Origin of the sequence: Bradyrhizobium sp. SZCCHNRI3043 (genome assembly GCF_032377735.1) — a bacterium.
In the GTDB taxonomy this organism is placed as follows: Bacteria; Pseudomonadota; Alphaproteobacteria; order Rhizobiales; family Xanthobacteraceae; genus Bradyrhizobium.
The window spans coordinates 134,551-160,034 of the sequence record NZ_JAUHID010000009.1; the positions used below are offsets into that span (position 1 = coordinate 134,551).

Annotated in this window: 23 protein-coding genes; 16 read left to right on the forward strand and 7 right to left on the reverse strand. The window is 66.0% G+C overall.

What is annotated here, in order from left to right:
- The first annotated feature begins 71 nt into the window (after positions 1 to 71).
- From rpoZ to QX124_RS19695, 13 genes are all read left to right on the forward strand, one after another.
- Complete coding sequence (gene rpoZ, locus QX124_RS19635) at positions 72 to 464, forward strand: DNA-directed RNA polymerase subunit omega (protein WP_006612728.1); 393 nt, start codon at positions 72 to 74, stop codon at positions 462 to 464.
- 169 nt (positions 465 to 633) lie between these two features.
- Positions 634 to 2,934, forward strand: a complete 2,301-nt coding sequence (locus tag QX124_RS19640) for a bifunctional (p)ppGpp synthetase/guanosine-3',5'-bis(diphosphate) 3'-pyrophosphohydrolase (protein WP_315798012.1) — start codon at positions 634 to 636, stop codon at positions 2,932 to 2,934.
- Positions 2,935 to 3,015: 81 nt separating this feature from the next.
- Positions 3,016 to 3,798, forward strand: coding sequence for a pyridoxine 5'-phosphate synthase (locus QX124_RS19645; protein WP_315798013.1), 783 nt, complete (start codon positions 3,016 to 3,018; stop codon positions 3,796 to 3,798).
- A complete protein-coding gene (gene acpS, locus QX124_RS19650; RefSeq protein WP_315758597.1) occupies positions 3,795 to 4,214 on the forward strand; it encodes a holo-ACP synthase in 420 nt (139 codons plus the stop codon). The genes QX124_RS19645 and acpS overlap by 4 nt, the downstream gene beginning before the upstream one ends.
- 285 nt (positions 4,215 to 4,499) lie before the next feature.
- Positions 4,500 to 5,261: a signal peptidase I gene (lepB, locus tag QX124_RS19655; protein ID WP_315740255.1), complete on the forward strand. Its 762-nt coding sequence runs from the start codon at positions 4,500 to 4,502 to the stop codon at positions 5,259 to 5,261.
- Positions 5,258 to 6,325 (forward strand): ribonuclease III, encoded by a 1,068-nt coding sequence (rnc, locus tag QX124_RS19660; protein ID WP_315798014.1) that lies wholly within the window; start codon positions 5,258 to 5,260, stop codon positions 6,323 to 6,325. Before lepB ends, rnc begins: the two co-directional genes overlap by 4 nt.
- A complete protein-coding gene (era, locus tag QX124_RS19665; protein WP_315798015.1) occupies positions 6,315 to 7,241 on the forward strand; it encodes a GTPase Era in 927 nt (308 codons plus the stop codon). Before rnc ends, era begins: the two co-directional genes overlap by 11 nt.
- A 2-nt stretch (positions 7,242 to 7,243) precedes the next feature.
- Positions 7,244 to 7,624 carry a hypothetical protein gene (locus QX124_RS19670; protein ID WP_315798016.1) on the forward strand — a complete coding sequence of 127 codons (381 nt, stop codon included), beginning with the start codon at positions 7,244 to 7,246 and terminating at the stop codon, positions 7,622 to 7,624.
- Between the two features lie 145 nt (positions 7,625 to 7,769).
- Positions 7,770 to 8,510 (forward strand): DNA repair protein RecO, encoded by a 741-nt coding sequence (gene recO, locus QX124_RS19675; protein ID WP_315784462.1) that lies wholly within the window; start codon positions 7,770 to 7,772, stop codon positions 8,508 to 8,510.
- Positions 8,511 to 8,870: 360 nt separating this feature from the next.
- The gene (locus tag QX124_RS19680) at positions 8,871 to 10,553 is read left to right on the forward strand and encodes a phospholipase D-like domain-containing protein (protein WP_315798017.1); all 1,683 of its coding nucleotides are present in this window, start codon (positions 8,871 to 8,873) and stop codon (positions 10,551 to 10,553) included.
- A gap of 30 nt (positions 10,554 to 10,583) precedes the next feature.
- Positions 10,584 to 11,630: a DUF2278 family protein gene (locus QX124_RS19685; RefSeq protein ID WP_315740249.1), complete on the forward strand. Its 1,047-nt coding sequence runs from the start codon at positions 10,584 to 10,586 to the stop codon at positions 11,628 to 11,630.
- A gap of 151 nt (positions 11,631 to 11,781) precedes the next feature.
- Positions 11,782 to 12,768 (forward strand): glutathione S-transferase family protein, encoded by a 987-nt coding sequence (locus QX124_RS19690; RefSeq protein ID WP_315784459.1) that lies wholly within the window; start codon positions 11,782 to 11,784, stop codon positions 12,766 to 12,768.
- A 9-nt stretch (positions 12,769 to 12,777) separates the two neighbouring features.
- On the forward strand, positions 12,778 to 13,188 hold the full coding sequence (locus tag QX124_RS19695) for an ACT domain-containing protein (protein ID WP_315798018.1): 411 nt from the start codon (positions 12,778 to 12,780) through the stop codon (positions 13,186 to 13,188).
- A gap of 22 nt (positions 13,189 to 13,210) precedes the next feature.
- On the opposite strand, the gene QX124_RS19700 is transcribed toward QX124_RS19695, so the two are convergent.
- Entirely contained in the window at positions 13,211 to 14,269 is a 1,059-nt protein-coding gene (locus QX124_RS19700) for a LysR family transcriptional regulator (RefSeq protein WP_315798054.1), read from the reverse strand.
- Positions 14,270 to 14,424: 155 nt separating this feature from the next.
- Here QX124_RS19700 and QX124_RS19705 point away from each other — a divergent pair, with 155 nt between their 5' ends.
- From QX124_RS19705 to QX124_RS19715, 3 genes are all read left to right on the forward strand, one after another.
- Positions 14,425 to 16,086 carry an acetolactate synthase large subunit gene (locus tag QX124_RS19705; RefSeq protein ID WP_315798019.1) on the forward strand — a complete coding sequence of 554 codons (1,662 nt, stop codon included), beginning with the start codon at positions 14,425 to 14,427 and terminating at the stop codon, positions 16,084 to 16,086.
- A gap of 1 nt (position 16,087) precedes the next feature.
- Entirely contained in the window at positions 16,088 to 17,689 is a 1,602-nt protein-coding gene (locus QX124_RS19710; protein ID WP_315798020.1) for an FAD-binding protein, read from the forward strand.
- Between the two features lie 110 nt (positions 17,690 to 17,799).
- Positions 17,800 to 18,423, forward strand: a complete 624-nt coding sequence (locus QX124_RS19715) for a glutathione S-transferase family protein (RefSeq protein ID WP_315798021.1) — start codon at positions 17,800 to 17,802, stop codon at positions 18,421 to 18,423.
- A 3-nt stretch (positions 18,424 to 18,426) separates the two neighbouring features.
- Here the strand turns inward: QX124_RS19715 and QX124_RS19720 are convergent, their stop codons facing one another.
- The 6 genes from QX124_RS19720 to QX124_RS19745 form a co-directional block, all read right to left on the reverse strand.
- Positions 18,427 to 19,215 (reverse strand): IclR family transcriptional regulator, encoded by a 789-nt coding sequence (locus QX124_RS19720; RefSeq protein WP_315775181.1) that lies wholly within the window; start codon positions 19,213 to 19,215, stop codon positions 18,427 to 18,429.
- Positions 19,216 to 19,247: 32 nt separating this feature from the next.
- Positions 19,248 to 20,009: a glucose 1-dehydrogenase gene (locus tag QX124_RS19725; RefSeq protein ID WP_315740242.1), complete on the reverse strand. Its 762-nt coding sequence runs from the start codon at positions 20,007 to 20,009 to the stop codon at positions 19,248 to 19,250.
- On the reverse strand, positions 20,006 to 21,739 hold the full coding sequence (locus QX124_RS19730) for an FAD-dependent oxidoreductase (protein ID WP_315798022.1): 1,734 nt from the start codon (positions 21,737 to 21,739) through the stop codon (positions 20,006 to 20,008). Before QX124_RS19730 ends, QX124_RS19725 begins: the two co-directional genes overlap by 4 nt.
- Positions 21,740 to 21,749: 10 nt before the next feature.
- Positions 21,750 to 22,961: an ABC transporter substrate-binding protein gene (locus QX124_RS19735; RefSeq protein ID WP_315798023.1), complete on the reverse strand. Its 1,212-nt coding sequence runs from the start codon at positions 22,959 to 22,961 to the stop codon at positions 21,750 to 21,752.
- A 254-nt stretch (positions 22,962 to 23,215) separates the two neighbouring features.
- Positions 23,216 to 23,671, reverse strand: coding sequence for a hypothetical protein (locus QX124_RS31895; RefSeq protein ID WP_409997716.1), 456 nt, complete (start codon positions 23,669 to 23,671; stop codon positions 23,216 to 23,218).
- Positions 23,672 to 24,282: 611 nt separating this feature from the next.
- A complete protein-coding gene (locus tag QX124_RS19745; protein WP_315798024.1) occupies positions 24,283 to 25,113 on the reverse strand; it encodes an alpha/beta hydrolase in 831 nt (276 codons plus the stop codon).
- Positions 25,114 to 25,484 lie beyond the last annotated feature (371 nt).

Genomic DNA, 25,484 nt, shown 5'->3' on the forward strand with positions numbered 1-25,484 from the left:
GAAAACCGGCCAGCCTCTATAACTAGCCCAGCATAATCAGCATATTAAGCACACAAAGGACCGGAGCGACAATGGCGCGCGTCACTGTGGAAGATTGTATCGATAAAGTCGACAACCGGTTCGACCTGGTCCTTCTGGCCGCGCATCGCGCGCGCATGATCTCGTCGGGATCACAACTTACAATCGATAGAGATAATGACAAGAATCCCGTCGTCGCACTCCGCGAAATTGCGGATTCGACCATTTCTCCCGAGGATCTGAAGGAAGAACTGGTTCATTCGCTGCAGAAGTTCGTCGAGGTCGACGAGCCGGAGCCGGACACGGTGCCGCTGATCGGCTCGGCCGGTGCCAGCGTCGATGCCGACGACACCGAGGTCGCCGTCGAGCGCATGACCGAGGAAGAACTGCTGAAGGGCCTCGAGGGCCTCGCTCCGCCGGAAGAGCAGCCCGAAGAGGACGAGTGACGGCCTCGTCGCCGTCAGCGCGCGCTCCAGTTCACTTGTGAGATTGTGAAGGCCCGGACCGCGTCCGGGCCTTTGCATTTGAACGTGATTCCGTGATTACCATAGGGCTGCGGCCAGCGCCTGCCGTCCGGCAGATTTGGTCACGAAGATAAAGGTTTAGTCATTTTCCATGGTGGTTTCGGGCTACATTCCTCAGCAGATGCAGGCGGCGGCCGAATCGGCCGCGTTGGCGCCTCCGCCGCCGGCTGAGCGGCCGCGGCCGCAGAAGCCGCGCTCCCGCATGATGCGGCAGTACGATCTGGTGGAACGGGTCCGCTCCTACAATCCGGATACGAACGAGGATCTCCTCAACCGCGCCTATGTGTACGCCATGAAGGCGCATGGGTCGCAGACCCGCGCGTCCGGCGACCCGTATTTCACGCATCCGCTCGAGGTCGCGGCCATTTTGACCGACCTGAAGCTGGATGACGCGACCATCGTCGCGGCGCTGCTGCACGACACGATCGAGGACACCGAGGCGACCCGCGCCGAGATCGATCGCTTCTTCGGGCCCGAGATCGGCGCCCTGGTCGAGGGACTGACCAAGCTGAAGCGGCTCGAATTGGTCTCGCGCGAGGCCAAGCAGGCCGAGAACCTGCGCAAGCTGCTGCTCGCCATCGCCGACGACGTGCGTGTCCTGCTGGTCAAGCTCGCGGATCGCTTGCACAACATGCGCACGCTGGAGTTCGTGCCCGAGGCGTCGCGGCGGCGCATCGCCGAGGAGACGCTCGACATCTACGCGCCGCTGGCGGGCCGGATGGGCATGCAGGAGATGCGCGAGGAACTCGAGGATCTCTCGTTCCGGACGCTCGACCCGCAGGCCTACAGCGTGGTGATGCAGCGGCTCGATGCGCTGGCGGAGCGCAACCGCAATCTCATCGGCGAAATCGAGAGCCAGCTGGCGCGCAAGTTTCGCGACCATGGCCTGACGGCCCGGGTGTTTGGCCGCCGCAAACGGCCGTTCTCGATCTGGACCAAGATGGAGCGCAAATCGATCGGGTTCGAGCAGCTCTCCGACATCTTCGGCTTCCGCGTGATCATGCCGGATCTCGAATCCTGCTATCGTGCGCTCGGTATCGTGCATACGACCTGGCCGGTCGTGCCGGGCCGTTTCAAGGACTACATCTCGACGCCGAAGCAGAACGACTATCGCTCGATACACACAACCGTGATCGGCCCGGGCAAGCAGCGCGTCGAGCTGCAGATCCGCACCGAGGACATGGATCAGATCGCCGAGCTCGGCATCGCCGCCCATGCCTTCTACAAGGACGACATCGGCTCGCCGACCGAACGGCTCAAACGCGAATCGAACGCATTCGCGTGGCTGCGCCACACCATCGGCATCCTCTCGGAGAGCGCAAATCCGGAGGAGTTCCTCGAGCACACCAAGCTGGAGCTGTTTCACGATCAGGTGTTCTGCTTCACGCCGAAGGGAAAGCTGATCGCGCTGCCGCGCCACGCAAACGTGATCGACTTCGCCTATGCCGTGCATACCGATGTCGGCAACAGCGCGGTCGGCTGCAAGATCAACGGCAAGTTCGCCGCGCTGTCGTCGGAACTGCAGAACGGCGACGAGGTCGAGGTGCTGACCTCGGACGCGCAGTCGGCGCCGCCCTCGGCCTGGGAGACGCTCGCCGTCACCGGCAAGGCCCGCGCGGCGATCCGGCGCGCCACCCGCACCGCCGTGCGCGATCAATATGCCGGGCTCGGCCGCCGCATCGTCGAGCGCCTGTTCGAGCGCACCAAGCTCGAATATGCCGACGACAAGCTGAAAGGGGCGTTGCCGCGCCTGGCCCGCGCCTCGATCGACGACGTGATGGCGGCGGTCGGACGCGGCGAGATCAAGGCCTCCGACGTCGCGCGTGCGATGTATCCGGACTACAAGGAAGAGCGCGTCGTGCGCTACGGCGCCAAGAAGACGGCCGCCGCGCCGGCAGCCAAGGCTGCCGCGCCTGCGGCCGAGCCCCACCGCGGCCCGTTTGCGATCCCGATCAGCGGGCTCAATTCCGGCCTGCCGGTGAAGTTCGCGCCCAATGGCGGCGCCGTGCCGGGCGACCGCATCGTCGGCATCGTGACGCCGGGCGAGGGGATCACGATCTATCCGATCCAGTCGCCGGCGCTGAAGGATTTCGAGGAGGAGCCGGAGCGCTGGCTCGACGTGCGCTGGGATGTCGACGAGACCTCCCCGCAGCGCTTCCCGGCGCGCATTCGCGTCGAGAACGTCAACGAGCCCGGCAGCCTCGCCCAGGTCGCGACCGTGATCGCCGAGCACGACGGCAACATCGACAACATCAGCATGAGCCGCCGCTCGCCTGACTTCACCGAGCTCACGATCGATCTCGAGGTCTATGACCTCAAGCATCTCTCGGCGATCATCAACCAGTTGCGCGCCAAGACCATCGTGGCGCGGGTCGACCGGGTGAATGGCTAATCTGCGGGGATGGCAGCGGCGTTCTGCTCCGGGATGCGCTAAACAAGCCGTAGTCTACTCGAAAGTCCTGCGAGCCGGCCCATGTCCGATCCGTCTAAGTCACATCCTCCGAAGCTGCGCCTCGGCGTCAACGTCGACCACATCGCCACCTTGCGAAATGCCCGCGGCGGTCGTAGCCCCGATCCGGTGCGCGCCGCGCTGCTCGCGATCGAGGCCGGGGCCGACGGCATCACGGCGCATCTGCGCGAGGACCGCCGGCACATCCGCGACGACGACATGGCGCGGCTGAAGGCCGAGATCTCCAAGCCGCTGAATTTCGAGATGGCGGCCACCGAGGAGATGGTGCGGATCGCGCTCGCGACGCGGCCGCACGCCTGCTGCCTGGTGCCGGAGCGGCGCGAGGAGCTGACCACGGAGGGCGGCCTCGACGTGGTCGGCCAGCACAAGGCGCTGGCACCGGCGATCGCCCGGCTGAGCGATGCCGGCATCCGGGTCTCGCTGTTCATCGCCGCCGACCCGGCGCAGATCGAGATGGCGGCCCGGTTGCGCGCGCCCGTGATCGAGATCCACACCGGCGGCTGGTGCGATGCCATCACCGACGGCCATGATGACAAGGCGGCTGCCGAGTGGGAGCGGATCGTGACCGGCGCCCGGCAGGCCTATGCGGCCGGGCTCGAAGTCCATGCCGGACACGGGCTCGACTATGCCACCGCCGAGCGGATCGCGGCCCTGCCGGAGATCGTCGAGCTCAACATCGGCTACTTCATGATGGGCGAGGCGCTGTTCGTGGGTTTGCCCCAGTCGGTGCGGACCATGCGCGCGGCGATGGATCGCGGCCGCGCGCGGCTGGGGACATCAGCATGATCATCGGCATCGGCTCCGACCTGATCGACATCCGCCGGGTCGGCGAGGTCATCGGGCGCCATGGCGAGCGCTTCCTGAACCGCATCTTCACCGCGGCCGAGCGCGCCAAGGCCGAGCGGCGGGCCAAGAACGAGAAGATGGTGATCGCCACCTACGCCAAGCGATTCGCCGCCAAGGAGGCCTGCGCCAAGGCGCTCGGCACCGGAATCCGTCACGGGGTGTGGTGGCGTGACATGGGGGTGGTGAATCTGCCCGGGGGCAGGCCGACCATGCAGCTTACGGGTGGCGCGGCCGAACGGCTCAAGGCGCTGACGCCTGAGGGCCACGAGGCCCGCATCGACCTGTCGATCACCGACGACTGGCCGCTGGCGCAAGCCTTCGTCATAATTTCGGCGGTGCGCCGCGAGACATCCTGATGAGCGGCCGCCCCGCAGGAAAAACAAAAATGCGATCGATTCCAGCGAGTTATATAGTTTTGATACGGCGATTGATTGCGCGGCTCCGCGCAGTCGTCTAAAACCCGCCGGATTGAACCGGCTGCATCACGGGCGGATTCTGGGTCAAACCGGAGTTGGCCTTAACCACCAGAATCAGGACAGACTCCCTTAAGCCGCGGAACGGTATGGTGTTCGCGGGCGGAGGGGTGTTCGGCAACGGCTGGCGAATCGTCGGACCATTCGCCAAGGGACATTGAAAGAGCGATGAGCGTGACCTCCGGAACCAAGACTGAGAGCGGCCTCGGTGAAACCGTTCGCGTCGTCGTTCATGCGCTACTGATTGCGCTGGTGATCCGCACCTTCCTATTCCAGCCGTTCAACATCCCCTCCGGATCGATGAAGGCGACCCTGCTGGTCGGCGACTATCTGTTCGTATCGAAATATTCGTACGGCTATAGCCACTACTCGATTCCGCTGTCGCCGCCGCTGTTCTCGGGCCGCATGTTCGGCTCGGAGCCGAGCCGCGGCGACATCGTCGTGTTTCGTCTGCCCAAGGACGACACCACCGACTACATCAAGCGCGTGATCGGCCTGCCTGGCGACCGCATCCAGGTGCGCGAAGGGCTGCTCTACGTCAACGACAAGCCGGTGCAGCGCGAGCGGCTCTCCGATTTCATCGGCGAGGATCCCTGCGGGCAGCCCGACTCGACCGCGCGCGTCAAGCGCTGGAAGGAGACCCTGCCGAACGGCGTCAGCTACGAGACGCTCGACTGCGTCGACAACGGCTATGTCGACAACACCGCGGTGTATACCGTGCCGGCCGGCAACTTCTTCATGATGGGCGACAACCGCGACAACTCGACCGACAGCCGCTTCCTCAGCCAGGTCGGCTACGTGCCGTTCGAGAACATCGTCGGCCGCGCGCAGCTGATCTTCTTTTCCATTGCCGAAGGCGAGCATGCCTGGGCGTTCTGGCGCTGGCCGGTATCGGTGCGCTGGAATCGAATCTTCAAATTCGTCCGATGATCGACGACTCACCCGAAATCCAGACGACGCAGGCTGCCGCATCGAGCCCGCAACCCGGCACGGGTGCGCTGGAGGCGACGCCCAAGGCCGCGTCGCGGCCGAAGTCTGAGATCAAGCCTGAGCAGAAGAGCGAGCCCAAGACCGAGTCGAAGACCGATTCCAAGACCGATCCGAAGCCGAGCTTCAAGGCGGATACGAAGACCGTCGAGTCCGAATCGGCGATCGCGAGCCCGGACGCGGCGGACACGGCCCAGCTTGTTGCCGAGACCGATCCCGACGGCAAGCTGCGCAGCAAGGCGAAGGGCAGTCGCCGCACCAAAAGCGCGGGGACCGGCGCGGCCAAGGGCGCCAAGGCCGCGGACAAGGCCGCCAATGCCGCGATCGAGGCGCGCATCGGTCATCACTTCGCCGATCCGTCACTGCTCAGCACCGCCTTCACCCACGTCTCGGCGCTGAAGTCGTCCAAGAAGCGTGGCGACAGCTATCAGCGGCTCGAATTCCTCGGCGACCACGTGCTCGGCCTGATCGTGTCCGACATGCTGTATCGCTCGTTTCCGAGCGCGGACGAGGGCGAATTGTCGAAGCGGCTGGCCGATCTCGTGCGCAAGGAGAGTTGCGCCGACGTCGCCAAGTCGCTCGGCCTGCTCGACGACATCAAGCTCGGCGCGGTCGGCGCCGGCGCCGGGGCGCGGTTGCGCAAGTCGGTGCTGGGCGACGTCTGCGAGGCGGTGATCGGCGCGATCTTCCTCGACGGTGGCTACGCGGCCGCCGCGGGATTCGTCGAGCGCAACTGGACCGAGCGCATGCACAAGCCGCGGCGCCCGCTGCGCGATCCGAAGACGGTGCTGCAGGAATGGGCCCAGGGCAAGGGCCTGCCGACCCCGGTGTACCGGGAGGTCGAGCGCACCGGCCCGCATCACGATCCGCAGTTCCGCGTCGCCGTCGACCTGCCGGGCCTGGAGCCCGCTGAAGGCGTCGGTGGCTCCAAGCGGGCGGCAGAAAAGGTGGCGGCATCGGTCATGATCGAGCGCGAAGGCGTCAGCGGCGGCAGCAATGACGGCTGAACAGCAATCCGTGCCGTCTGTCCAGACCCGCTGCGGTTTCGTTGCGCTGATCGGCGCGCCCAACGTCGGCAAATCGACGCTCGTCAACGCGCTGGTCGGCTCCAAGGTCACGATCGTCTCGCGCAAGGTGCAGACGACGCGAGCGCTGATCCGCGGCATCGTCATCGAGGGGGCGTCCCAGATCATTCTGGTCGATACCCCCGGCATCTTCGCGCCGAAGCGCAGGCTGGACCGCGCCATGGTCACGACGGCCTGGAGCGGGGCGCATGACGCCGATGTCGTCTGCGTGCTGCTCGATGCCAAGAAGGGCATCGACGACGAGGCGCAGTCCATCATCGACAAGGCGGCCGCGGTCGCGCACGAGAAGATCCTGGTGATCAACAAGGTCGACCTGGTGCCGCGCGAGAAGCTGCTGGCGCTGGTCGCGGCTGCCAACGAGAAGCTGTCCTTCGCGCGCACCTTCATGATCTCGGCGATCTCGGGCGACGGAGTCGACGATCTCAGGCGGGCCTTGGCGGAGATGGTGCCTCCCGGTCCGTTCCACTATCCCGAGGACCAGATGTCGGACGCGCCGATGCGGCACCTCGCGGCCGAGATCACCCGCGAGAAGATCTATTCGCATCTGCATCAGGAGCTGCCGTATCAGTCCACCGTCGAGACCGACAGCTGGACCGAGCGCAAGGACGGTTCGATCCGGATCGAGCAGACGATCTTCGTGGAGCGGGACAGCCAGCGCAAGATCGTGCTCGGCAAGGGCGGCGCGACGATCAAGTCGATCGGCGCGCAGTCGCGCAAGGAAATCTCAGAGATCACCGGTGTGCCGGTGCACCTGTTCCTGTTCGTGAAGGTCCGCGAGAACTGGGGCGACGATCCCGACCGCTACCGGGAAATGGGGCTCGAGTTCCCCAGGGAATGACAATGAGCGTGCCGCGCAACGTGTTGTGGTTCGAAGTGCTGCTCTACATCTCGCTGATGCTGGATGCGTTGTCTGTTGCCGTCTCGGACCGGACGCCGACCTTCGACATAACCGAGGACATGATCACCGCGCAGACCGTGCTCAACGGGGTGGTCATCCTGCTGCTGTTCTATTTCGTCTATCTGGCGGCGGAGCGCCGCAAGAACTGGCCGCGCTGGGTGCTGCTGGCGGCGCTGGTGCTGTCCGACATCTTCCTGGTGCAGGTGATTGGTCAGAAGGGCATGACGCTCGACGCCGGCATCGAGGTCATCTCCTGCGCGCTGACGACGATGGGATTGTACTACTCGTTCACGGGCGATGCGCGCGGCTGGTTCAACGCGTGACACGGCTGGGCTGATGCCGCCGATCATGCGGAATTTGCGACCGCGCGCGACGCCTCGCGCGTGACGCGATCCGGACGTCCTGCGCTGTGCCGGATGCTTTCGCTTCGCTCGCAATGACGGTGTTTGCCGAGGGACCGCTCGCTTCATGGAATGGACCGACGATGGCATCGTGCTGGGCGTGCGGCGGCACGGCGAATCCTCGGCCGTCGTCGAGTTGCTGACCCGCGAACATGGCAGGCATCTCGGTCTCGTGCGCGGGGCGAGCGGCAAGCGCATGCGGCCGGTGCTGCAGCCGGGCAACACGGTGCGCGCGATCTGGCGCGCGCGGCTCGACGAGCATCTCGGCATGTACGCCATCGACGCGCTGACCTTGCGGGCGGCGGGGCTGATCTCCGCGCAACACGGCGCCTACGGCGTGACGCATCTTGCCTCGCTGGCCCGGCTGTTGCCGGAGCGCGATCCGCACGAGGAGATGTATCTGCGGCTCGAACATGCGCTCGATGATTTCGAGGATGCGGGTGGCGCCGCCGTCCACATCGTACGCTTCGAGCTGGCGATCCTCGCCGAACTCGGCTTCGGGCTCGATCTCGACTCCTGCGCTGCGACCGGCGAGACCTCGGACCTGATCTACGTATCCCCGAAGTCGGGCGGCGCGGTGTCGCGCACGGCCGGCGCGCCATGGGCCGACCGGCTGCTGCCGTTGCCGCCCTTCCTGCGCGAGAGCGAGCAGGGCCATGGCTGGTCGCAGCAGGATCTTCTCGACGGTTTCCGGCTGACCGGCCTGTTCCTGCTGCGTCACGTGTTGGAGCCGCGCGGGCAGGGGCATTCCGACGCCCGCGAGGGCTTCATCAACGCCGTGACGCGGGCTAGGCCCGCCCCGCGATAGGGCTCGGTTTTCGACGCTCGTCGTCATGTGCCCTCGCGCTTATTCGCCAACGTCGAGACTGACGACACACGCGCCGGCATCACGGCAAAGCTGATCCGGATACCGTCTCCGACTGTGACGTCATTCACATCCGCCTTCACATGACCGACGTAGGATCATGCAACAATCCTGGTTGATGACCAGTTTCGCATCATTTTGAGGTTGCGTCGTCCGCGGCTCATGGCGAAGATTGTAGCCCTTCGGCGAGATGCGTTTCGTGCGCGCCTTTTTTCATCACCGTGGGGCATTTCGATCATGTGCGATTTCGAGAACAGCAAATCCAGCAACGGGTTCACGTCCAAGCTGTGGCGTGGAGAGCGCATGACGATGATCGGCTTCGACGTCGCCGAGCCCGAACCCGATCTGGTCGGATTCTCGATCGAGGTGAAGTCGCCGGGCGCGCGGGATTTTTCCCAGTTGCGCAACAGGATCGCGTTTTCCTATCCGGCCGGGGCCGGCGCGGAGGTCGACGGCAACCGGAATTTCCCGTCGACCGAGGCGCCGTTCCAGAAATTCCGCTGGATCCATTTTCCTTACCGGCCCAAGGACGGAGTCTATACGTATCGCGTCGCCAAGCAGCACATGCGCAACGACGGCACGCTCGTGGCAGGGACCAGCCTCTCGCTCGACATCACGCAGAGCGCCGTGACCTATGATGGCCTCATCGACATCGGTTTCACCCGCAACTTCGCCTCGTCTCAGGCCTATCGCGATCAGTTCGGCAACAATGCCGAGATCATCCCCGTCGAGAGCCGCGACGGGCCGAGCTTCGAGAAGCTCGACCTCGCCAACGAGGCCGGCGACAGCGTCTACGAGTGGCTGGGATTCGAGGCCTACGACCTCCTGTTCGGCTTCTTGAAAGAAGCCCTGGCGGATCCCGGGCTCACGCTCGACGTGATGGCCTATGACCTCAATGAGCCCGACGTGATCGGTCTGCTGGAGCAGTTCGGCCCGCGGCTGCGCGCGATCATCGACGACTCCAACGCCAAGGATAACAGCCACAAGCTGCCCGGCAGCGCGGAATCGCGCAGCGCCAAGCGCTTCAAGCAGGCGGGTGCTGCCGTGCTGCGCACGCATTTCAGCAATCTCCAGCACAACAAGGTCCTGATCACGCGCCGCAACGGCAAGCCCGAGAAGGTGCTGTGCGGCTCGACCAATTTCACCTTCCGCGGCCTCTATATTCAGGCCAACAACATGCTGGTTTTTCATTCGCCTGATGTCGCCGGGCTGTTCGGCGAGATGTTCGACATCGCCTTCGAGGACCCCTCGGCCTTCCGGACGAATGATTTTTCCAAGAAGTGGCACGCCGTCCACACCGAGGGAAAGCCGACCGTACAGCTCTGCTTCTCACCGCATCAGGCCACTGATCTCTCGCTCAATCCGATCCGGGCCGCGATCGATCAGGCCACCTCGTCGGTGTTCTACTCGGTCGCATTTCTGAGCCAGCTCGGTGACGGTCCGACCAAGGAGGCGTTCGACCGCGTGATGGAGCGGCCGATCTTCAGCTACGGTACCGTCGACAAGCGCGGCGCCCTGGAGCTGCGCAAGCCCGACGGCTCGATCGGTCTCGTCGATTTCGCCTATCTCGCGAGCAAGGCGCCGGAGCCGTTCCGCAGCGAATGGTCCGGCGGCAAGGGCCGTAACATCCATCACAAGTTCCTGGTGACCGATTTCAGCCTGCCGACCGCGAAAGTGTTCACCGGATCGAGCAACTTCTCGCCGAGCGGCGAGAAGGGCAACGGCGACCATCTCATCATGATCGAGGACCGAAAGATCGCCACGTCCTATGCGATCGAGGCCACCCGCGTGTTCGATCACCTGCAGTTTCGCAACCGGATGCGCGACGCGTTCCACGGCAAGTCCGAGCGGCAGCGCGCTGCATCCGCGCCTGCCGCGATCACGCTGCGCAAGCCGACCGCATTGTCCGGCAAGCCGGCCTGGTTCGAGCGCTTCTATGTCGAGGGGTCGCAGGCCGAACGCGATCGATTGCTGTTCTCGTCCTAGATATCGTTACGGACAGAGTTGGAGACGACCATGCCATTGAACGACTATTCGCTTCTCAAGGGTCGGCCCATCAACAATCGTCTGGCGACGGGAAGCAGTCCGCACTATCAGGTGCAGGTCTCCGCCGACGGTGAGCTCTATCGCATCGCCATCAATGTCCGCTCCCAGGATGGCAGCGAGGTCGAATTCCTGGTCCGCTCGCGCTTCGAACATCCGATCGTCGATGGCCTGAAGGCGTTTTCGGAAGGGCTGCATCCATTGGAGAGCAAGCCCGGCGGCGTGGCGCTCGACTTCATCCGGGGCAATCTGATGCAGCCGTGGGAGCTGAAGCCGCTGCCGCTGTCGGCCGCGGGCCCCGACAACGATCTCAACGAGAAGATCGACGCCTACGTTCAGCGCGCCATGTCGGACGAGACGGCTCTCATCTACGCCTTCGGCGTCGCATGGGGACCGGAGGACAAGGCCGACCGCTATTTCGGCTTCAAGCCAGGCCGCGGCATCCACGACATCCATTTCAACCAGGGCAATCCGCCCGGCAAATACGCCAAGGACAACGGTCCCTGGCAGGATGGCGGACTGCTCTTCGAGTTTCCCGACCAGCAGCAATGGGTCGCCGTCTTCCTGAAATTCCAGACCCAGGCCTGGCATTCGGACGATGCCAGCGGAGGGGTCATCCTTCCGCCCGATCCCGATCACCCGAACGCGCCGCATACGCCTCCCGACCGTGACCACATTCCGCCGCTCGACGTGCCCGATGGGCTGGTGCGGATCATCGCGGCCTATGTCAACGACGTGCGCACGCCGGAGCAGGAGACGGTCACGCTGCTGAACACCGCCGATGTCGACGTCGATCTCACCGGCTGGCAGATCAAGGACAGGCAGAAGAACGCCATGCAACTGAGCGGCACGATCGCGCGCGGCGCCACCTTGGTGGTGCCCATCGTCGCGCCGGTCGCGCTGTCGAACCGCGGCGGAATCATCACCCTGTTGAATGCCGCGGGCGTGAAGGTGCACGGCGTCTCCTATACGCGGGAACAGGCGGCGCAGCCGGGCCGCACCATCCCGTTCCAGTCGTGACCGCGTGTTTCGGCGGAGCCGTGCCTTGAAGCGCGGGCTCTCCGCTGGCGCAGCGGCGGAGTGATGTGTACTCCTGTCATGCGAGGGGCCAAGGCAAAAGGGCGGCACATTGCGGCCCTCCGCCCAGGCCACGCTGTGGGAGGAGAGCGTCATGGGAGTCCTGGTCGACGGCCAATGGCACGACGTCTGGTACGACACGGCGGCGTCCGGGGGCCGTTTCATCCGCAAGGATTCGGCGTTCCGTAGCTTCGTCACGGCTGACGGCCGTCCGGGCCCGTCCGGCACCGGCGGCTTCGAGGCCGAAGCGGGCCGCTACCATCTTTATGTCAGCCTGGCCTGCCCGTGGGCTCACCGCACCCTGATCATGCGCGCGCTGAAGGGGCTCGATGACATGATTTCGGTATCGGTCGTGCACTGGCTGATGCGCGAGCAGGGCTGGACGTTTGCCGAGGGGCCGGGCGTCGTGGCCGACAGCGTCAATCACGCCGGCCTTCTGCATCAGGTCTACACCGCCGCGGAATCGCATTATTCCGGCCGCGTCACCGTGCCCGTGCTCTGGGACAAGCAAAACCGCACCATCGTCAACAACGAGTCATCCGAGATCATCCGCATGCTGAACTCGGCGTTCGACGGCGTCGGCGCCAGGCAAGGTGACTATTATCCGCAAGCCCAGCGCGATGAGATCGACGCCATCAATGTGCGCGTCTACGACACGCTGAACAACGGCGTCTACAAATGCGGCTTCGCGACCACGCAGGGAGCCTATGAGGAGGCGATCGGGCCGCTGTTCGCCACGCTCGACTGGCTGGAGGAGCGGCTGTCGACCCGCCGCTTCCTGCTCGGCGACACCATGACCGAGGCCGACATCCGGCTGTTCACGACCCTGATCCGCTTCGATTCCGTCTATGTCGGCCACTTCAAGTGCAACATCCGCCGCATCGCCGACTATCAGCATCTTTCAGCCTACACGCGCGATTTTTACCAATGGCCGGGGATTGCCGCGACAGTGAATTTTGAGCACATCAAGCGGCACTACTACGAGAGCCATCGCACCATCAACCCGACCGGCATCGTCCCGGTCGGGCCGCTGCAGGATTTCACCGTGCCGCATGGTCGCGAGCGCCTCGCGGCGAACTGACTGGGATCCATGGCGGGCGAACCCAACCTCGATGCGCTGCTGCGCACAATGGCTCCGGAGCTGCAGGACGGCCTGTTCGTGTTCTGCACTGTCGATACGCATCACGACATCCCGGTCGAGCTGACGCCGTTGATGGTGTTTCGAGAGCGCGAAGGGATCACGCTGATCGTCCGGCGCGAGGACGCCGAGCAGGTCGGGCTGCCGTATCAGTTCGTCGCGCGCCTGATCACGCTGTCGGTGCTATCAGAGCTCGATGCGGTCGGCTTCCTCGCCGCGGTCACGACCTGCCTCGCAGGGGCGGGCATCAGCGTCAACGCTGTCTCGGCCTTTCATCATGATCACCTGTTCGTCTCGGAAGCGCAGGGAGAGCAGGCGATACGGCTTCTGCAGGAGCTGTCCCGCAGCGCGGCCAGCAGATGATTGCGCAAGGCCGGCGACCGAGTCAGGCTTTGCCCCTGGTGGGATGATGCGATTGATTACGTCCGGTTGTGCTCGGCTTCTTGCGTGGGACGGGTCGAGACCGATGCATGTCACGTGCGACGCGGGGAGCGGGCGGCCGGCGTGGTCCGGTCAGCGTTCGCGCAGCTTGCGCGCGCACCAGGTCCATCAGCATCATCGCTGCGGGCGATAGGGTCCGTCCCTTCAGCCGCAGGATGCCGAACTGCGCCATCAGCAGGTCCGACGCGCGCGGCTCTTTCAGTTCGGCCACGTTCAGGCGGACCAACTGCCCGGAGGCCAGCTCGTGGGTGAGAACGGCATCGCCCGCGACGAGCACGATGTCGGACCGAATGGCCATTTGCACCAGCAGGCTCGCGTTCTCGGATTCGAGCGCGACGTCGAAGCCGCGGCCCTCCGGCGCAGCGATGAGCGCTTCCAAGCGCCTGCTGAATTCCGGTGGCAGCGCAACGGAGGCGAAGTGCTGGCCGGCGAGTTCGCGTGCCGAAAGCTCCCGTCGGCGCGCCAACGGATGAGTTGCCCGACAGTAAAAGTGTCCTGGAAGGCCGCCGAGCGGCTCGATGTCGAGGCTGTCGTCGGCGCGGATGTCGGTGATGTGCGCGAGGAAGAAATCGAGCTTTCCTTGCTGCAGCACCTCCATCAGGGCGCGCCAATTGTCCTGCACCACGATGATGCGCACGGACGGGTGCTCCGAATACAGCCGCGCCATGGCATCCGGCAGAAGCGTCAGCCCGGTGAACGCGCCGACGCCCACCGTCACCTCGCCGGCATCTCCCGAGCGCAGCAGGCGCATCTCGCGGCCAAGGTCGTCTGCGCTCGACAGGAGCGAGCGGGCCCGCGCCACCAGTCGCTCGCCGACCGGTGTGATCTCCACCGAGCGCGAGCTGCGGTCGAACAGCCGCATCCCGGCGGCGTCCTCCAGGGTCTGCAAGCTGCGGCTCAGCGCCGACTGCGTGACGTGGGCGCGCTGGGCCGCCCGGGCGAAATGCCGCTCTTCCGCGAGGTAGACTAACTGCTGCAGCTGGCGCAGGGTGGGAGTGTACATCGATGCACCGAAGTCATTGATCAAGCCATAACAATTCATTGGATTTCTGAGACCGTCAATTCCAAAATGGCGCAAATATAAACAGGGGAAATGCCATGGCGGGGCCGGCCAAGTCGCCCCGAGCTGCGGCAGTTTCCCCGCAACAGGCTTTTCTCATGCCCAACGGCGCACAAGCTCTGATACGGACCCTGGTCAATTCCGGCATTCGGGTCTGCTTCACCAATCCTGGCACCTCCGAGATGCATTTCGTCGCCGCGCTGGACTCCGCGCCGGAGATGCGCGCCGTGCTGTGCCTGTTCGAAGGGGTGGCGACCGGTGCGGCGGACGGCTACGCCCGGATGACCGGCACGCCCGCGGCAACGCTGCTGCATCTCGGTTGCGGCCTCGGCAACGGCCTCGCCAATCTGCACAATGCGCGCAAGGGCAAGGTGCCCGTCGTCAACATCGTCGGCGACCACGCCACTTATCATGTCCCTTATGACGCGCAGCTCCAGTCCGATATCGAGACCGTCGCGCGCAACGTCTCGCCGGAATTCGTCTGGACCTCACAGGTGACATCGGAGCTGTGCCGCGACGCGGTGGCGGCCGTGAAGGCGGCGTGCTCCTGGCCCGGACAGGTCGCGACGCTGATCCTGCCGGCCGACGTGTCCTGGGGTGAGGGCGGCGTCGCCGAGCCGGCGCCGGTGATCGAGCCGCCGGCGCCCGCTGACGATTCCGCCGTGCAGGCCGTCGCCGCGGCGATCAAGGCGGGCGGCCGCAGCGCGCTTCTGCTCGGTGGTACGGCGCTGCACGAGGAATCGCTGCTGGCGGCCGCGCGCATCGCCGCGGCCTGCGGTGTGAAGGTCTACGCCGAAACCTTTCCGACGCGCATGCAGCGTGGAGCGGGCCTGCCGGCCGTCGAGCGCATCGCCTATCTCGCCGAGATGGCGCAGGTCCAGCTCAAGGAGATCGACACGCTGATCCTGGTCGACGCCAAGGCGCCGGTGTCGTTCTTCGCCTATCCCGGCAAGAAGAGCTATCTGCCGCATGACGGCTGCAAGGTGCTGACCTTGTCGACGCCGGCGCAGCACGCCGCGTGCAGCCTGACCAGGCTTGCCGCCGCCCTGGAGGCCGGGCGCGCCACGCCGGCGTTGTCGCCGGCCTCGCGGCCCGGGCGTCCGCGCGGCAAGAAGCTCACCGCGGAAAAGGTCTGCAAGGCGGTGGGTCATCTCCTGCCCGAGAACGCCATCATCGTCGACGAGGCGATCAGCTCCGGCCTGATGCTGTCGAAATTCACCGCGGGCGCGCCGCGCCACGATCTGATCACCTTGACCGGCGGCGCCATCGGGCAGGGGCTGCCGAATGCGATCGGGGCGGCGATCGCCTGTCCGGACCGGCCGGTGATCGCGCTGATCGGCGACGGCAGCTCGATGTACACGATCCAGTCGTTGTGGACGATCGCGCGCGAGCGGCTCAACATCACCGCCGTGATCTTCAACAATGCGTCCTACTCGGTGCTCAACGTCGAGCTGGAGCGGGTCGGCGCCGAGGAGATCGGACCGAAGGCGCGGGCGCAGCTCGACCTTCACGGACCGGTCCTCAAGCTCGCGCAGATCGCCGACGGCATGGGCGTGCGCGCGACCCGCGTCAGCACGCCGGACGAATTCACCACCGCGTTGCAGGGGGCGCTGGCGCGGCCGGGGCCGCATCTGATCGAGGCCATGGTGCCGCCGGCGCTGACCGGCCTCAAGCTGAAGCTTTTGCCGCACCTCCTGGGATCGCTCGACCGCGTCCCGCTGCCGGTGGCGCGGATGCTCAAGCGCAAGATCGCGCCGTGACATGAGCGCGACGCTGCAATCCGATGTCGTCATCGCCGGCGGCGGTCTCGCCGGCATCGTCACCGCGCTGGAGGCACTGCGCGCCGGCAAGTCGGTGACCATCGTGGACCGGGACACGCCCGAGCGGTTCGGCGGGCTGGCGTTGTGGGCGTTCGGGGGCATGGCGCTGGTCGGCACGCCGTTGCAGGCGCGCATGAAGATCCCGGATACGCCCGAGATCGCGTTGCGCGACTGGATCAGGTTTGGCGAGCTCGACGCCGCCGAACACTGGCCGCTGCAATGGGCCCGCTATTACGTCGCGCATTCGCGCAGCGAGGTCTACGACTGGCTGCTGGCGCACGGCGTGACGTTCATGCCGGCGGTGAACTGGGTCGAGCGCGGCCGGCACGGCAACGGCAACGCGCTGCCGCGCTATCACATCGTCTGGGGCACCTCGCAGCGGCTCACGCGCGTGATGATCGAGGCGATGCGTGCGGCCGATAGCGGCGGCCGGCTGATGGTGCTGCACCGTCACTGCGTCGTCAGCCTCGATCGCGCTGCCGGCGCCGTATCGGGCGTGGTCGCCGTCAACGAGGAGACGGGCGCCGAAATCCGCATCGCCGGGCCGCTGACAGTGCTGGCGATGGGCGGCCTCAATGGCAGCCATGCGGAGGCCCGCGCCAACTGGGTGAAGCGCCGGCCGCTGCCGCAGGCGATGCTCAATGGCGCGCATCCGTTCTCCGACGGCAAACTGCATCACCACGCGGCCGAGGCGCTCGGCGCCGAGATCACGCATGCCGGCGAGATGTGGAACTACGCCGCCGGCATCCCGCATCCGTTTCCGCATTTCGACGGCCATGGCCTGTCGCTGGTGCCGTGCAAATCGGCGCTATGGCTCAACCATCGCGGCGAGCGCATCGGCCCGGAGCCGCTGGTGACCGGCTTCGACACCCATGATCTGTGCCAGCGCGTCGCGGCGCAGGAGAAACCGTATACGTGGCATCTGTTGAACTGGCGCATCGCCGCCAAGGAGTTCGCCATCTCCGGCGCCGAGCACAATCCGCGCATCCGCGACCGGCAGATGCCGATGTTCCTCAAGGAGACCCTGTTCGGCAATCATCGCCTGGTCAGGCAGATGCAGCGCGAGAGCCGGCACTTCCTGGTCGACGAGACGCTGGCCGGTCTCGCCGCCAAGATGAATGCGCTGACCGGCACCGGCGACGTGAAGCCGGAGGTGCTGCAGGCCACCGCCGACGCCTTCGACGCGAACTTTGGGAATGGCGACAAGCTCCACAACGACGACCAGTTGCGCCGCATCCTGCACGCGCGGCAATGGGGGCCCGACAAGCTCCGCACCTGCAAGCCTGCGCCGCTGCAGGCGCCGGGCGCCGGGCCTTACATCGCCATTCACATGCAACTCATCACCCGCAAGAGCCTCGGCGGCCTCAAGACCGATCTGCAGAGCCGGGTGCTCGACACCACGGGTGCGCCGATCGGCGGCCTCTATGCGGTCGGCGAAGCGGCCGGCTTCGGCGGCGGCGGCGCGTCGGGCAAGCGTTCGCTGGAGGGTACGTTCCTGCCGGGGTGCATTCTCACCGCACGGGCGGCGGTGCGCGCGATGTGACGCTACGGGAACCGTACGAGTCGGCGGAACCGCCGCTGAATTTTTGCTCCGTCACTGTCGATCCGGTGCTGCTACGTTCGTCTTCAAGGCACAGGAGATGGAGACCCGTCATGAAGATCTACTGGATCAAGGCCCAGGCGCCGCGCCGCGTGCTGGCGCTGGTGAAGCATCTCGGCGTTCCCGCCGAGTTCATCGAGATCACCGGCCGGATGAAGACGCCGGAGTTCGCCGCGCTCAACCCCAACATGAAGGCGCCGGTGCTGGTCGACGGCGACACCGTGCTGTGGGAGTCGACCGCCATCATGGCGCACCTCTGCATCCGCGAGAGCTGCGACATGTGGCCGGCGCGCGATCCGCAGGAGCAGATCGAGGTGCTGCGCTGGCTGGCGTGGAACGACTGCCATTGGGCGCCGGCGGTCGGACCGTTCTATTTCGAGCACATCGTCCGAAAGACGTTCGGCCTCGGTGTGCCTGACCGTGCCGCGCTGGCCGGCAAGGTCGCCAACCTGAAGACCTTCGCAGCCGTGCTCGATGCGCATCTGCGGGCGCGCAGCCACATCGCCTGCGACAGGCTCACCATCGCCGATTTCGCGGCGGCCTCGATGGCGACCGACTGGCGCGAGGCCGAGATGCCGATGGAGTCGTTTCCGAACATCGTGCGCTGGCTCGATGGCCTGATGCGGCTGCCGGCGTGGGCCGAGCCGTGGCCGGAGAAGCGCTCCGTCGCGGCCTGAGGCTCACGGCTGCGCGATGCCGTGGCCGAGCTGCTTGGAGATCTCGGCCGCGCAGGCACGCAGCCGCATCGCCAGCGGTGACTGCCAGCCGGCGTCGAAGGTGCCGGCCGGGCCCATCGCGGTGATGACCAGCGCGACGTGGCCGGCGTGATCGAACACCGGTGCGGCGAAGGCATTGACGCCGGGCAGCGGATCGCCGACGGCGCGCGCGAGCCCCTGCGCGCGCACCTCGGCCAGCATCTCGGCGACCTTCGGACTCTTTGGTGAGCGCTTGGGATTGTAGCCGACGCCGAGACGATCGAGGCCGGTGTCGAGCGCGGCTTTCACGGTCTTGGGCGGCAGGAACGCCGCGAAGGCCCGGCCGGTTGCCGTCTCCAGCAGCGCCATGATCGAGCCGACGCGCATCACGATGTGCACCGGATGGCTCGGCTCCTCCAGCCGCACCACGGTCGGGCCGTTGGTGCCCCACACGGCGAGCGACACCGCGTGATCGATGGCCCCGGCGAGCGCGGCGATCTTCGGCGTCGCGATCCGGACCGCCGACAACCGCCGCAGGCTGATCAGGCCGAGCTCGAGCGCGAGCGGGCCGATCTCGTAGCGTCCGGTAGTTTCGTCCTGCTCGATCAAACCGATGCGCGAGAAGCTGACGAGGTAGGGATGCGCCTTGGCGGGCGGCAGCCCGGCCTCGCGCGCGAGGTCGCGCAGCATCATCGGCTCGCCGCTGCGCGCCAGTGCCTGCAGCAGGGTGCCGCCGACCTCGATCGACTGGATGCCGCGGCTCTCTCGTCCCATGTCTCGTTGTGCCCCCTGGTCCGGCGCCGTGCCTACACCGCCAGGAAGCCGCCGTCGACCGGCAAGGTCACGCCGTTGACGTAGGACGCCATGTCCGAGACCAGGAACGCCACGGGGCCCGCGAGCTCCTCGGGCTGGCCGACGCGGCCGAGCGGCGTGCGGCTCATGAAGCCGGCGAGTCGCTCGGGATCGTTGCGGGTCGACTCCGTCATCGCGGTGGCGATCACGCCGGGCGCGATCGCGTTGACGCGGATGCCGTCGGCGGCGAGCTCGCGCGCCAGCGCCTGAGTCAGCGACTTCACCCCGCCCTTGGAGGGCGAGTAGCCGAGCGTGTTGCTGATGCCGATGAACGAGGCGACGGAGGCGATGTTGACGATGGTGCCGCGCGTCGCGCGCAACGCGGCGAGAAACGCGTAGGTGACGTTGAACACGCCGTTGAGATTGACGTCGAGCACGCGCTGCCAGTTCTGTGGCGCGCGGGCTGAATCGATGCCCTCGCGAATGATGATGCCGGCGTTGTTGACGAGGATGGAGATGGCGCCGACCTCGGTGCGCAACTGCGCCGCCAATGCGGTGCAGCCCGCGGCGTCGGTGACGTCGAGCCGATGTGCCCACGCCTTGCGGCCGTGATCGCGGATCTCGGCGGCGCAGCGCTCGGCGCCCTCCAAGTCGATGTCGGTGATGATCACGTCGGCGCCGCGGCCGGCGAGCCCCAGCGCGATCGCGCGGCCATTGCCGTGCGCCGCGCCCGTCACCAGCGCGAGCTTGCCGGCCAACATCTGACTGTCGCTCATGCGGGGCTCCTTTGCCTGGCGCGTTCGGCGAGATGCCAGCCGGCAATGTAGCCGAAGGTCAGCGCCGGGCCCAGCGTGATGCCGGCGCCGGGATAGTTGCCGCCCATGATGCTCGCCATGTCGTTGCCGGCGGCATACAGCCCCTCGATCGGCTGGCCCTGCGCATCGAGCGCGCGGGCATGCTCGTCGGTGCGGATGCCGGCATAGGTGCCGAGATCGCCGATCACCATCTTGATCGCGTAGAACGGCCCGTCCTTGATCGGCGCCACGCACGGGTTCGGCCCGTGCAGCGCATCGCCCTGGTAGCGATTGTAGGCGCGCGAGCCCTTGCCGAAGGTCGGATCCTGGCCCAGCGCCGCATCGGCGTTGAAGGCGGCGACGGTTGCTTCCAGCGCCATCGCGTCGATGCCGGCTACGCGCGCGAGCTCGGCGAGCGTCGCGCCGCGCTTGAGATAGCCGGTGCTGAGATGATGCCCGAGCGGCATCGGGAACGGTGGTACGCAGCCGAGGCCGTAGCGGCGCAATGAGCGGTGATCGGTGATCAGCCAGGCAGCGATCTCGCGGCCGGGCTTGGCCGCCTTGACCATCGCCTGCACGAAGTCGTGGTAGGAATTGCCTTCATTGGCGAAGCGCACGCCGTCCGCGGTCACTGCGATCACGCCGGGCTTGGCACGGTCGATGAAGTGCGGCATCACGCCCTTGCTGCCGTCCTTGCGCGTGGTGACGGAGACCGGCACCCAGGCCGCCGCATGCGGCAGGCCGTCCTCGACCCGGCCGCCGACCGCTTCCGCCAGCCGCAAGCCGTCGCCGGTGTTGCCGACCGGGCCGGGCGACACATGCTCCTGGCCGGTCGGCGCATGCGGAAACATCGCCTTGCGCCTCTCGACATCATGCGGGAAACCGCCGCAGGCAAGCACCACGCCGAGCCGCGCATTCACTCGGATGCGCCGGCCCTGCCGCGTCACCACGGCGCCGCGCACGGCATCGCCGTCGCGGATCAGCTCCGCCACAGGCGACGACAGCCACAGGGGAATGCCGAGATCGAACGCGGATTTCGCCAGCCGCCCCGCCAGCGCATTCCCGTTGGTGAGCGTCATGCCGCGGCCATGGCGCAGCACGTCCAGCGCATGTTTCGACAGCCGCTTGGCGACGTAGAACGCTGACGCCAGCGACTTGGTCGCGCGCATGAAATGGATGATCTCCTTGCCGGAGCCGAGCATCATGCCGAACACGGTGAGCTCGGGCAGCGGCTGGCCGAGATCCTCGATGTGACGCCCAAGCTCGCGGCCGTCGAACGGCCGCGTCACCATCGAGCGGCCGCCCTGCGTGCCGCCCGGCGCCTCGGCGTGATAGTCAGGGAAGGTCAGCGGCATGTCGAACTTGAGTGCCGTCTTGCCGATGAAGAAGTCGACCGCCTCCGGGCCCTTGCTCAGGAACGCATCGACCCGCGCCGCATCGAAACTGTTGCCGGCTTCATGACGCAGATAGCTGCGCGCCAGCTCGGGCGGCTCGTCGATGCCCCACGCCTTCGCCAGCGAGGTCCCGGGGATCCACAGCCAGCCGCCGGAGCGCGCGGTGGTGCCGCCGAACCGCGGCTCCTTTTCGGTGACGAGGACCTTCAGCCCGGCATGGGCGGCGGTAACCGCCGCTGACAGCCCGGCCGCGCCGGAGCCGACCACCAGCACGTCACAATCATAGCTGTCGCCGTCCTTGGTATCGGCTCCGCTCATGCGCGCGCTCCTACTTCTTCAGCAACGGGCACTTGGACTCGGAGACCGGCCGGAACGCATCCTCGCCCTTCACGGTCTTGACGATCTCCAGATAGTCCCACGGCTCCTTCGACTCCGACGGCTTCTTGACGCGGGCGAGGTACATGTCGCGGATGACCCGACCATCCTCGCGCAACTTGCCGCCGTGAACGAAGGTGTCCTCGATCGGCAGCTCGCGCATCTTCGCCATGACAGCCTTGGGATCATCGGTGCCGGCCGCCTTGATCGCCTTGAGATAGTGCAGCACCGAGCCGTAGACGCCGGTCTGGATCATGGTCGGCATCACCTTGGCGCGGGCGTAGAACTTCTTCGACCAGGCGCGGGTGGCCTCGTCCATCGCCCAATAGGACGCCGTGGTCATGTAGGTGCCCTGCGCTGCCTCGAGCCCGATCGCATGCACGTCGGTGTCGAACATCAGGAGGCCCACCAGCTTCTGGCCGCCCTTCACCAGGCCAAACTCGCCGGACTGCTTGATCGCGTTGTCGGTGTCCTGGCCGGCATTGGCGAAGGCGACGACGTCGGCCTTGGAGCTCTGCGCCTGCAGCGCGAAGGAGGAGAAGTCGGCGGTGTTGGTCGGATGCTTGACGCCGCCGAGGATGGTGCCGCCGAGCTCCTTGATGAAGCGCGTGGCGTCCTTCTCCAACTGCTGGCCGAAGGCGTAGTCCGCGGTGATGAAGTACCAGGACTTGCCGCCCTGGCCGATCACGGCCGAGGTCGTCACCTTGGACAGCGCATACGTATCGTAGGTGAAATGCACGGTGTTCGGGCTGCACAGCTCGTCGGTCAGCGAGCTCGCGCCGGGACCGGACAGCAGCGCGATCTTGTTGTGCTCGCGCACCATGTTGTGCACGGCAATCGCGATGCCGGAGTTGGGGATGTCGACGACGGCGTCGACCTTGCCGTTGTCGAACCAGTCGCGCACGACCGTCGTTCCGACGTCGGTCTTCATCTGGTGATCGGCGCTGATGATCTCGATCGGCTTGCCGAGCACATTGGGGCCGAACTCCTCGACCGCCATCTTGGCCGCCTCGACCGAGCCCGGCCCGCTGTTGTCGCGTCCCCAGCTCGAGAGATCGGTGAGCACGCCGATCCGCACCACGTCGTCAGAAACCTGGGCTGAAGCGCCTGTCGCGATGAATGATGTCGTTGCCAGGAACGCGCAGGCGAGCAGCTGCCGTCGCATGAAGATCCTCCCCGTTTTGCTCCGCTCTGTCGGCGGTGATAGGAATTAGACATTGACGAATAGATTTGTCAATTGCGAACGGGTGGGACGTGGCGCAGCGGCCGGGGGATGGAAGAAGGAGGCCGGCGGCGCGTCAGGCGCGATCCGATGTCCTCATGGTGAGGAGCGCCGCGTGCGGCGCATCTCGAACCAAGAGGTCCCGAAGTGAGCGCGTTGGGAATGCCTTACGGCTGTAGGAAAGCCTGTGATCCGCTTTACATGCGCGGCATGATCTGCAGTTCGAGCAGCGCGAGCCGCTGCATCGCGGTGACGTCGCGCTCGCCGGCCTTGGCGGCCCGCAGCACGGCTTCCGCAAGCAGGTTCACGTTCGTCGAACTCACCGGCTCAGGCAGCGCGGCGACCGACGCGTTGAGGGCTTCGGTCATCAGCGCGATGACGTCAGGCGAAAAGGACGCATCGGAAAAATTCTTCATGCAAAGATGCCCGCCAGCAGGTCGTGCTTCGGTTGATATCGCATACGCATTACGTTGATGCGGAGAGAACGCGCCTTGGGCGCTATCGGTTCCCGCGGTCGCGCTGAGCTGCGTGCGGTCCCGTTTCTGATATGCAGAATTGAACGATCTCCCATGCGCCAATTGCCCGTCGAGCCAATCTGCCGCAGTCCGCACGGCTTGTGTCGTCGGGCAAATCAGGACGATGTTTCCGCGCATCCCGCCTCCACATGAGGGGCGCATCGCGATCGTCACGAGACGTAGGAAGCGGGGAGCGGTGGCCTGTCGGATCGCAGCGTGCATGTGCGCGCGGACGAACGTGTCCGGCAGGACGAGGAAATCGCAGCGTCCTGGCGCCCCGATGCTGGCGCCAAGTCCGTGGGTGATGATCCCAGGGGCGACGGTGGCTCACAAGCCGGACACCGGGGAGACTGCGTATAACTCGTAAGCCCATCGCGCAGGGAGGGCCGGGTCGTCCGGCTGACCTGTGGTACCTGCCGCCTGCATTTTTTTCGCAGGCGGGCCACGGGCCTCAGTCGAGGTCCGGCCTTCCCTGCGCCCTCTGTTAGATGAGGGTGATCGATCCTGATAGCTCGGGCGCGGAGCGCGTCGCGAGAAGGCAGGACGACGTCTCCAACGCGGAAATTGAGATAGTGGATCAATGGTAGCCCCGAACTCGTCGTGCCCGGGCTTGTCCCGGGCATCCACGTCGTTCGGCGTGTGCAGTGCTGCGTGGATGGCCGGGACAAGCCCGGCCATGACGAGCAAGATTTGAGATCTATCGCTTCATCGGCATCGGAATGCGCATTCGGCGAAGTGCAATGATCGAGCTACCCCTTGATGAAGGCCAGCAGGTCGGCATTGATCACATCAGCATGCGTCGTTGCCATGCCATGCGGAAATCCCGGATAGGTCTTCAAGGTCCCGTGCTTCAACAGCTTGATGCCGATGCGCGCGGAATCGTCGATCGGGACGATCTGGTCGTCCTCGCCGTGCATCAGCAGCACTGGCACGTCGATCGCCTTCAGGTCCTCGGTGAAGTCGGTCTCCGAGAACGCCTTGATGCAATCGTAATGGGCCTTGGTGCCGCCCATCATGCCCTGGCGCCACCAGTTGCGGATCACGCCTTCGGAAACCTTGGCGCCGTCGCGGTTGAAGCCGTAGAACGGGCCGGTCGGAATATCGAGGAAGAATTGCGCGCGGTTGGCGGCGAGCGCCGTGCGGAAGCCGTCGAACACCTCGATCGGCAGTCCGCCGGGATTGCTCGCCGTCTTCAGCATGATCGGTGGCACCGCGCCGAGCAACGCGGCCTTGGCGACGCGGCCCTTGCCGTGCTTGGCGACGTAGCGCGCGACCTCGCCGCCGCCGGTGGAGTGGCCGACATGGATCGCGTCTCGCAGGTCGAGCTTCGCGGCAAGCGCAGCGACATCGGCGGCGTAGGTGTCCATTTCATTGCCGGTCTCCGTCTGGCTGGAGCGGCCGTGACCGCGCCGGTCGTGCGCGATGACGCGAAAACCCTTGTCGAGGAAGAACAGCATCTGCGCGTCCCAATCGTCGGACGACAGCGGCCAGCCGTGGTGGAAGACGATGGGCTGGCCCGATCCCCAGTCCTTGTAGAAGATCTGCGTGCCGTCCGATGTCGTCACGAATCCTGAGCCCATGGAGCATCTGCCTTTCTCACTGGATGGGATCTGCCGCGTTCAAGGCGCGGCGCGATGGCTCTCCTCGCAGGGCCGTTGCGTCGGCGAGGATGAGCGCCGTCACCTTAGCGACGGCGGGTGACGATCTCAGCTACACAGACTCGTGTGCGACATCGTTGCACCTCAACGGGACGCGGGTCGGCTGCTCAATCCGTGAGCGTTGCGACATGCGTCGGCGTCACGTGAACTGCATGATTTTCGGGCCGGGTTGCGGTTCCGCGGCCGAAGTCCCGGCTTTTTCCTCGGGGAACCGGGCAGGGCCGACATTGCGCCCCAGCGCATCATCGCATAAAGCCTGTTCCCAAATCGTTCACGCTAGCTCAGGCTCAAGG

Coding starts and splice junctions, on each gene's coding strand:
- rpoZ (WP_006612728.1), top strand. CDS start 72: ATGGCGCGCGTCACTGTGGAAGATTGTATCGATAAAGTCGACAACCGG.
- QX124_RS19640 (WP_315798012.1), top strand. CDS start 634: ATGGTGGTTTCGGGCTACATTCCTCAGCAGATGCAGGCGGCGGCCGAA.
- QX124_RS19645 (WP_315798013.1), top strand. CDS start 3,016: ATGTCCGATCCGTCTAAGTCACATCCTCCGAAGCTGCGCCTCGGCGTC.
- acpS (WP_315758597.1), top strand. CDS start 3,795: ATGATCATCGGCATCGGCTCCGACCTGATCGACATCCGCCGGGTCGGC.
- lepB (WP_315740255.1), top strand. CDS start 4,500: ATGAGCGTGACCTCCGGAACCAAGACTGAGAGCGGCCTCGGTGAAACC.
- rnc (WP_315798014.1), top strand. CDS start 5,258: ATGATCGACGACTCACCCGAAATCCAGACGACGCAGGCTGCCGCATCG.
- era (WP_315798015.1), top strand. CDS start 6,315: ATGACGGCTGAACAGCAATCCGTGCCGTCTGTCCAGACCCGCTGCGGT.
- QX124_RS19670 (WP_315798016.1), top strand. CDS start 7,244: ATGAGCGTGCCGCGCAACGTGTTGTGGTTCGAAGTGCTGCTCTACATC.
- recO (WP_315784462.1), top strand. CDS start 7,770: ATGGAATGGACCGACGATGGCATCGTGCTGGGCGTGCGGCGGCACGGC.
- QX124_RS19680 (WP_315798017.1), top strand. CDS start 8,871: ATGACGATGATCGGCTTCGACGTCGCCGAGCCCGAACCCGATCTGGTC.
- QX124_RS19685 (WP_315740249.1), top strand. CDS start 10,584: ATGCCATTGAACGACTATTCGCTTCTCAAGGGTCGGCCCATCAACAAT.
- QX124_RS19690 (WP_315784459.1), top strand. CDS start 11,782: ATGGGAGTCCTGGTCGACGGCCAATGGCACGACGTCTGGTACGACACG.
- QX124_RS19695 (WP_315798018.1), top strand. CDS start 12,778: ATGGCGGGCGAACCCAACCTCGATGCGCTGCTGCGCACAATGGCTCCG.
- QX124_RS19700 (WP_315798054.1), bottom strand. CDS start 14,269: ATGTACACTCCCACCCTGCGCCAGCTGCAGCAGTTAGTCTACCTCGCG.
- QX124_RS19705 (WP_315798019.1), top strand. CDS start 14,425: ATGCCCAACGGCGCACAAGCTCTGATACGGACCCTGGTCAATTCCGGC.
- QX124_RS19710 (WP_315798020.1), top strand. CDS start 16,088: ATGAGCGCGACGCTGCAATCCGATGTCGTCATCGCCGGCGGCGGTCTC.
- QX124_RS19715 (WP_315798021.1), top strand. CDS start 17,800: ATGAAGATCTACTGGATCAAGGCCCAGGCGCCGCGCCGCGTGCTGGCG.
- QX124_RS19720 (WP_315775181.1), bottom strand. CDS start 19,215: ATGGGACGAGAGAGCCGCGGCATCCAGTCGATCGAGGTCGGCGGCACC.
- QX124_RS19725 (WP_315740242.1), bottom strand. CDS start 20,009: ATGAGCGACAGTCAGATGTTGGCCGGCAAGCTCGCGCTGGTGACGGGC.
- QX124_RS19730 (WP_315798022.1), bottom strand. CDS start 21,739: ATGAGCGGAGCCGATACCAAGGACGGCGACAGCTATGATTGTGACGTG.
- QX124_RS19735 (WP_315798023.1), bottom strand. CDS start 22,961: ATGCGACGGCAGCTGCTCGCCTGCGCGTTCCTGGCAACGACATCATTC.
- QX124_RS31895 (WP_409997716.1), bottom strand. CDS start 23,671: ATGCGCGGAAACATCGTCCTGATTTGCCCGACGACACAAGCCGTGCGG.
- QX124_RS19745 (WP_315798024.1), bottom strand. CDS start 25,113: ATGGGCTCAGGATTCGTGACGACATCGGACGGCACGCAGATCTTCTAC.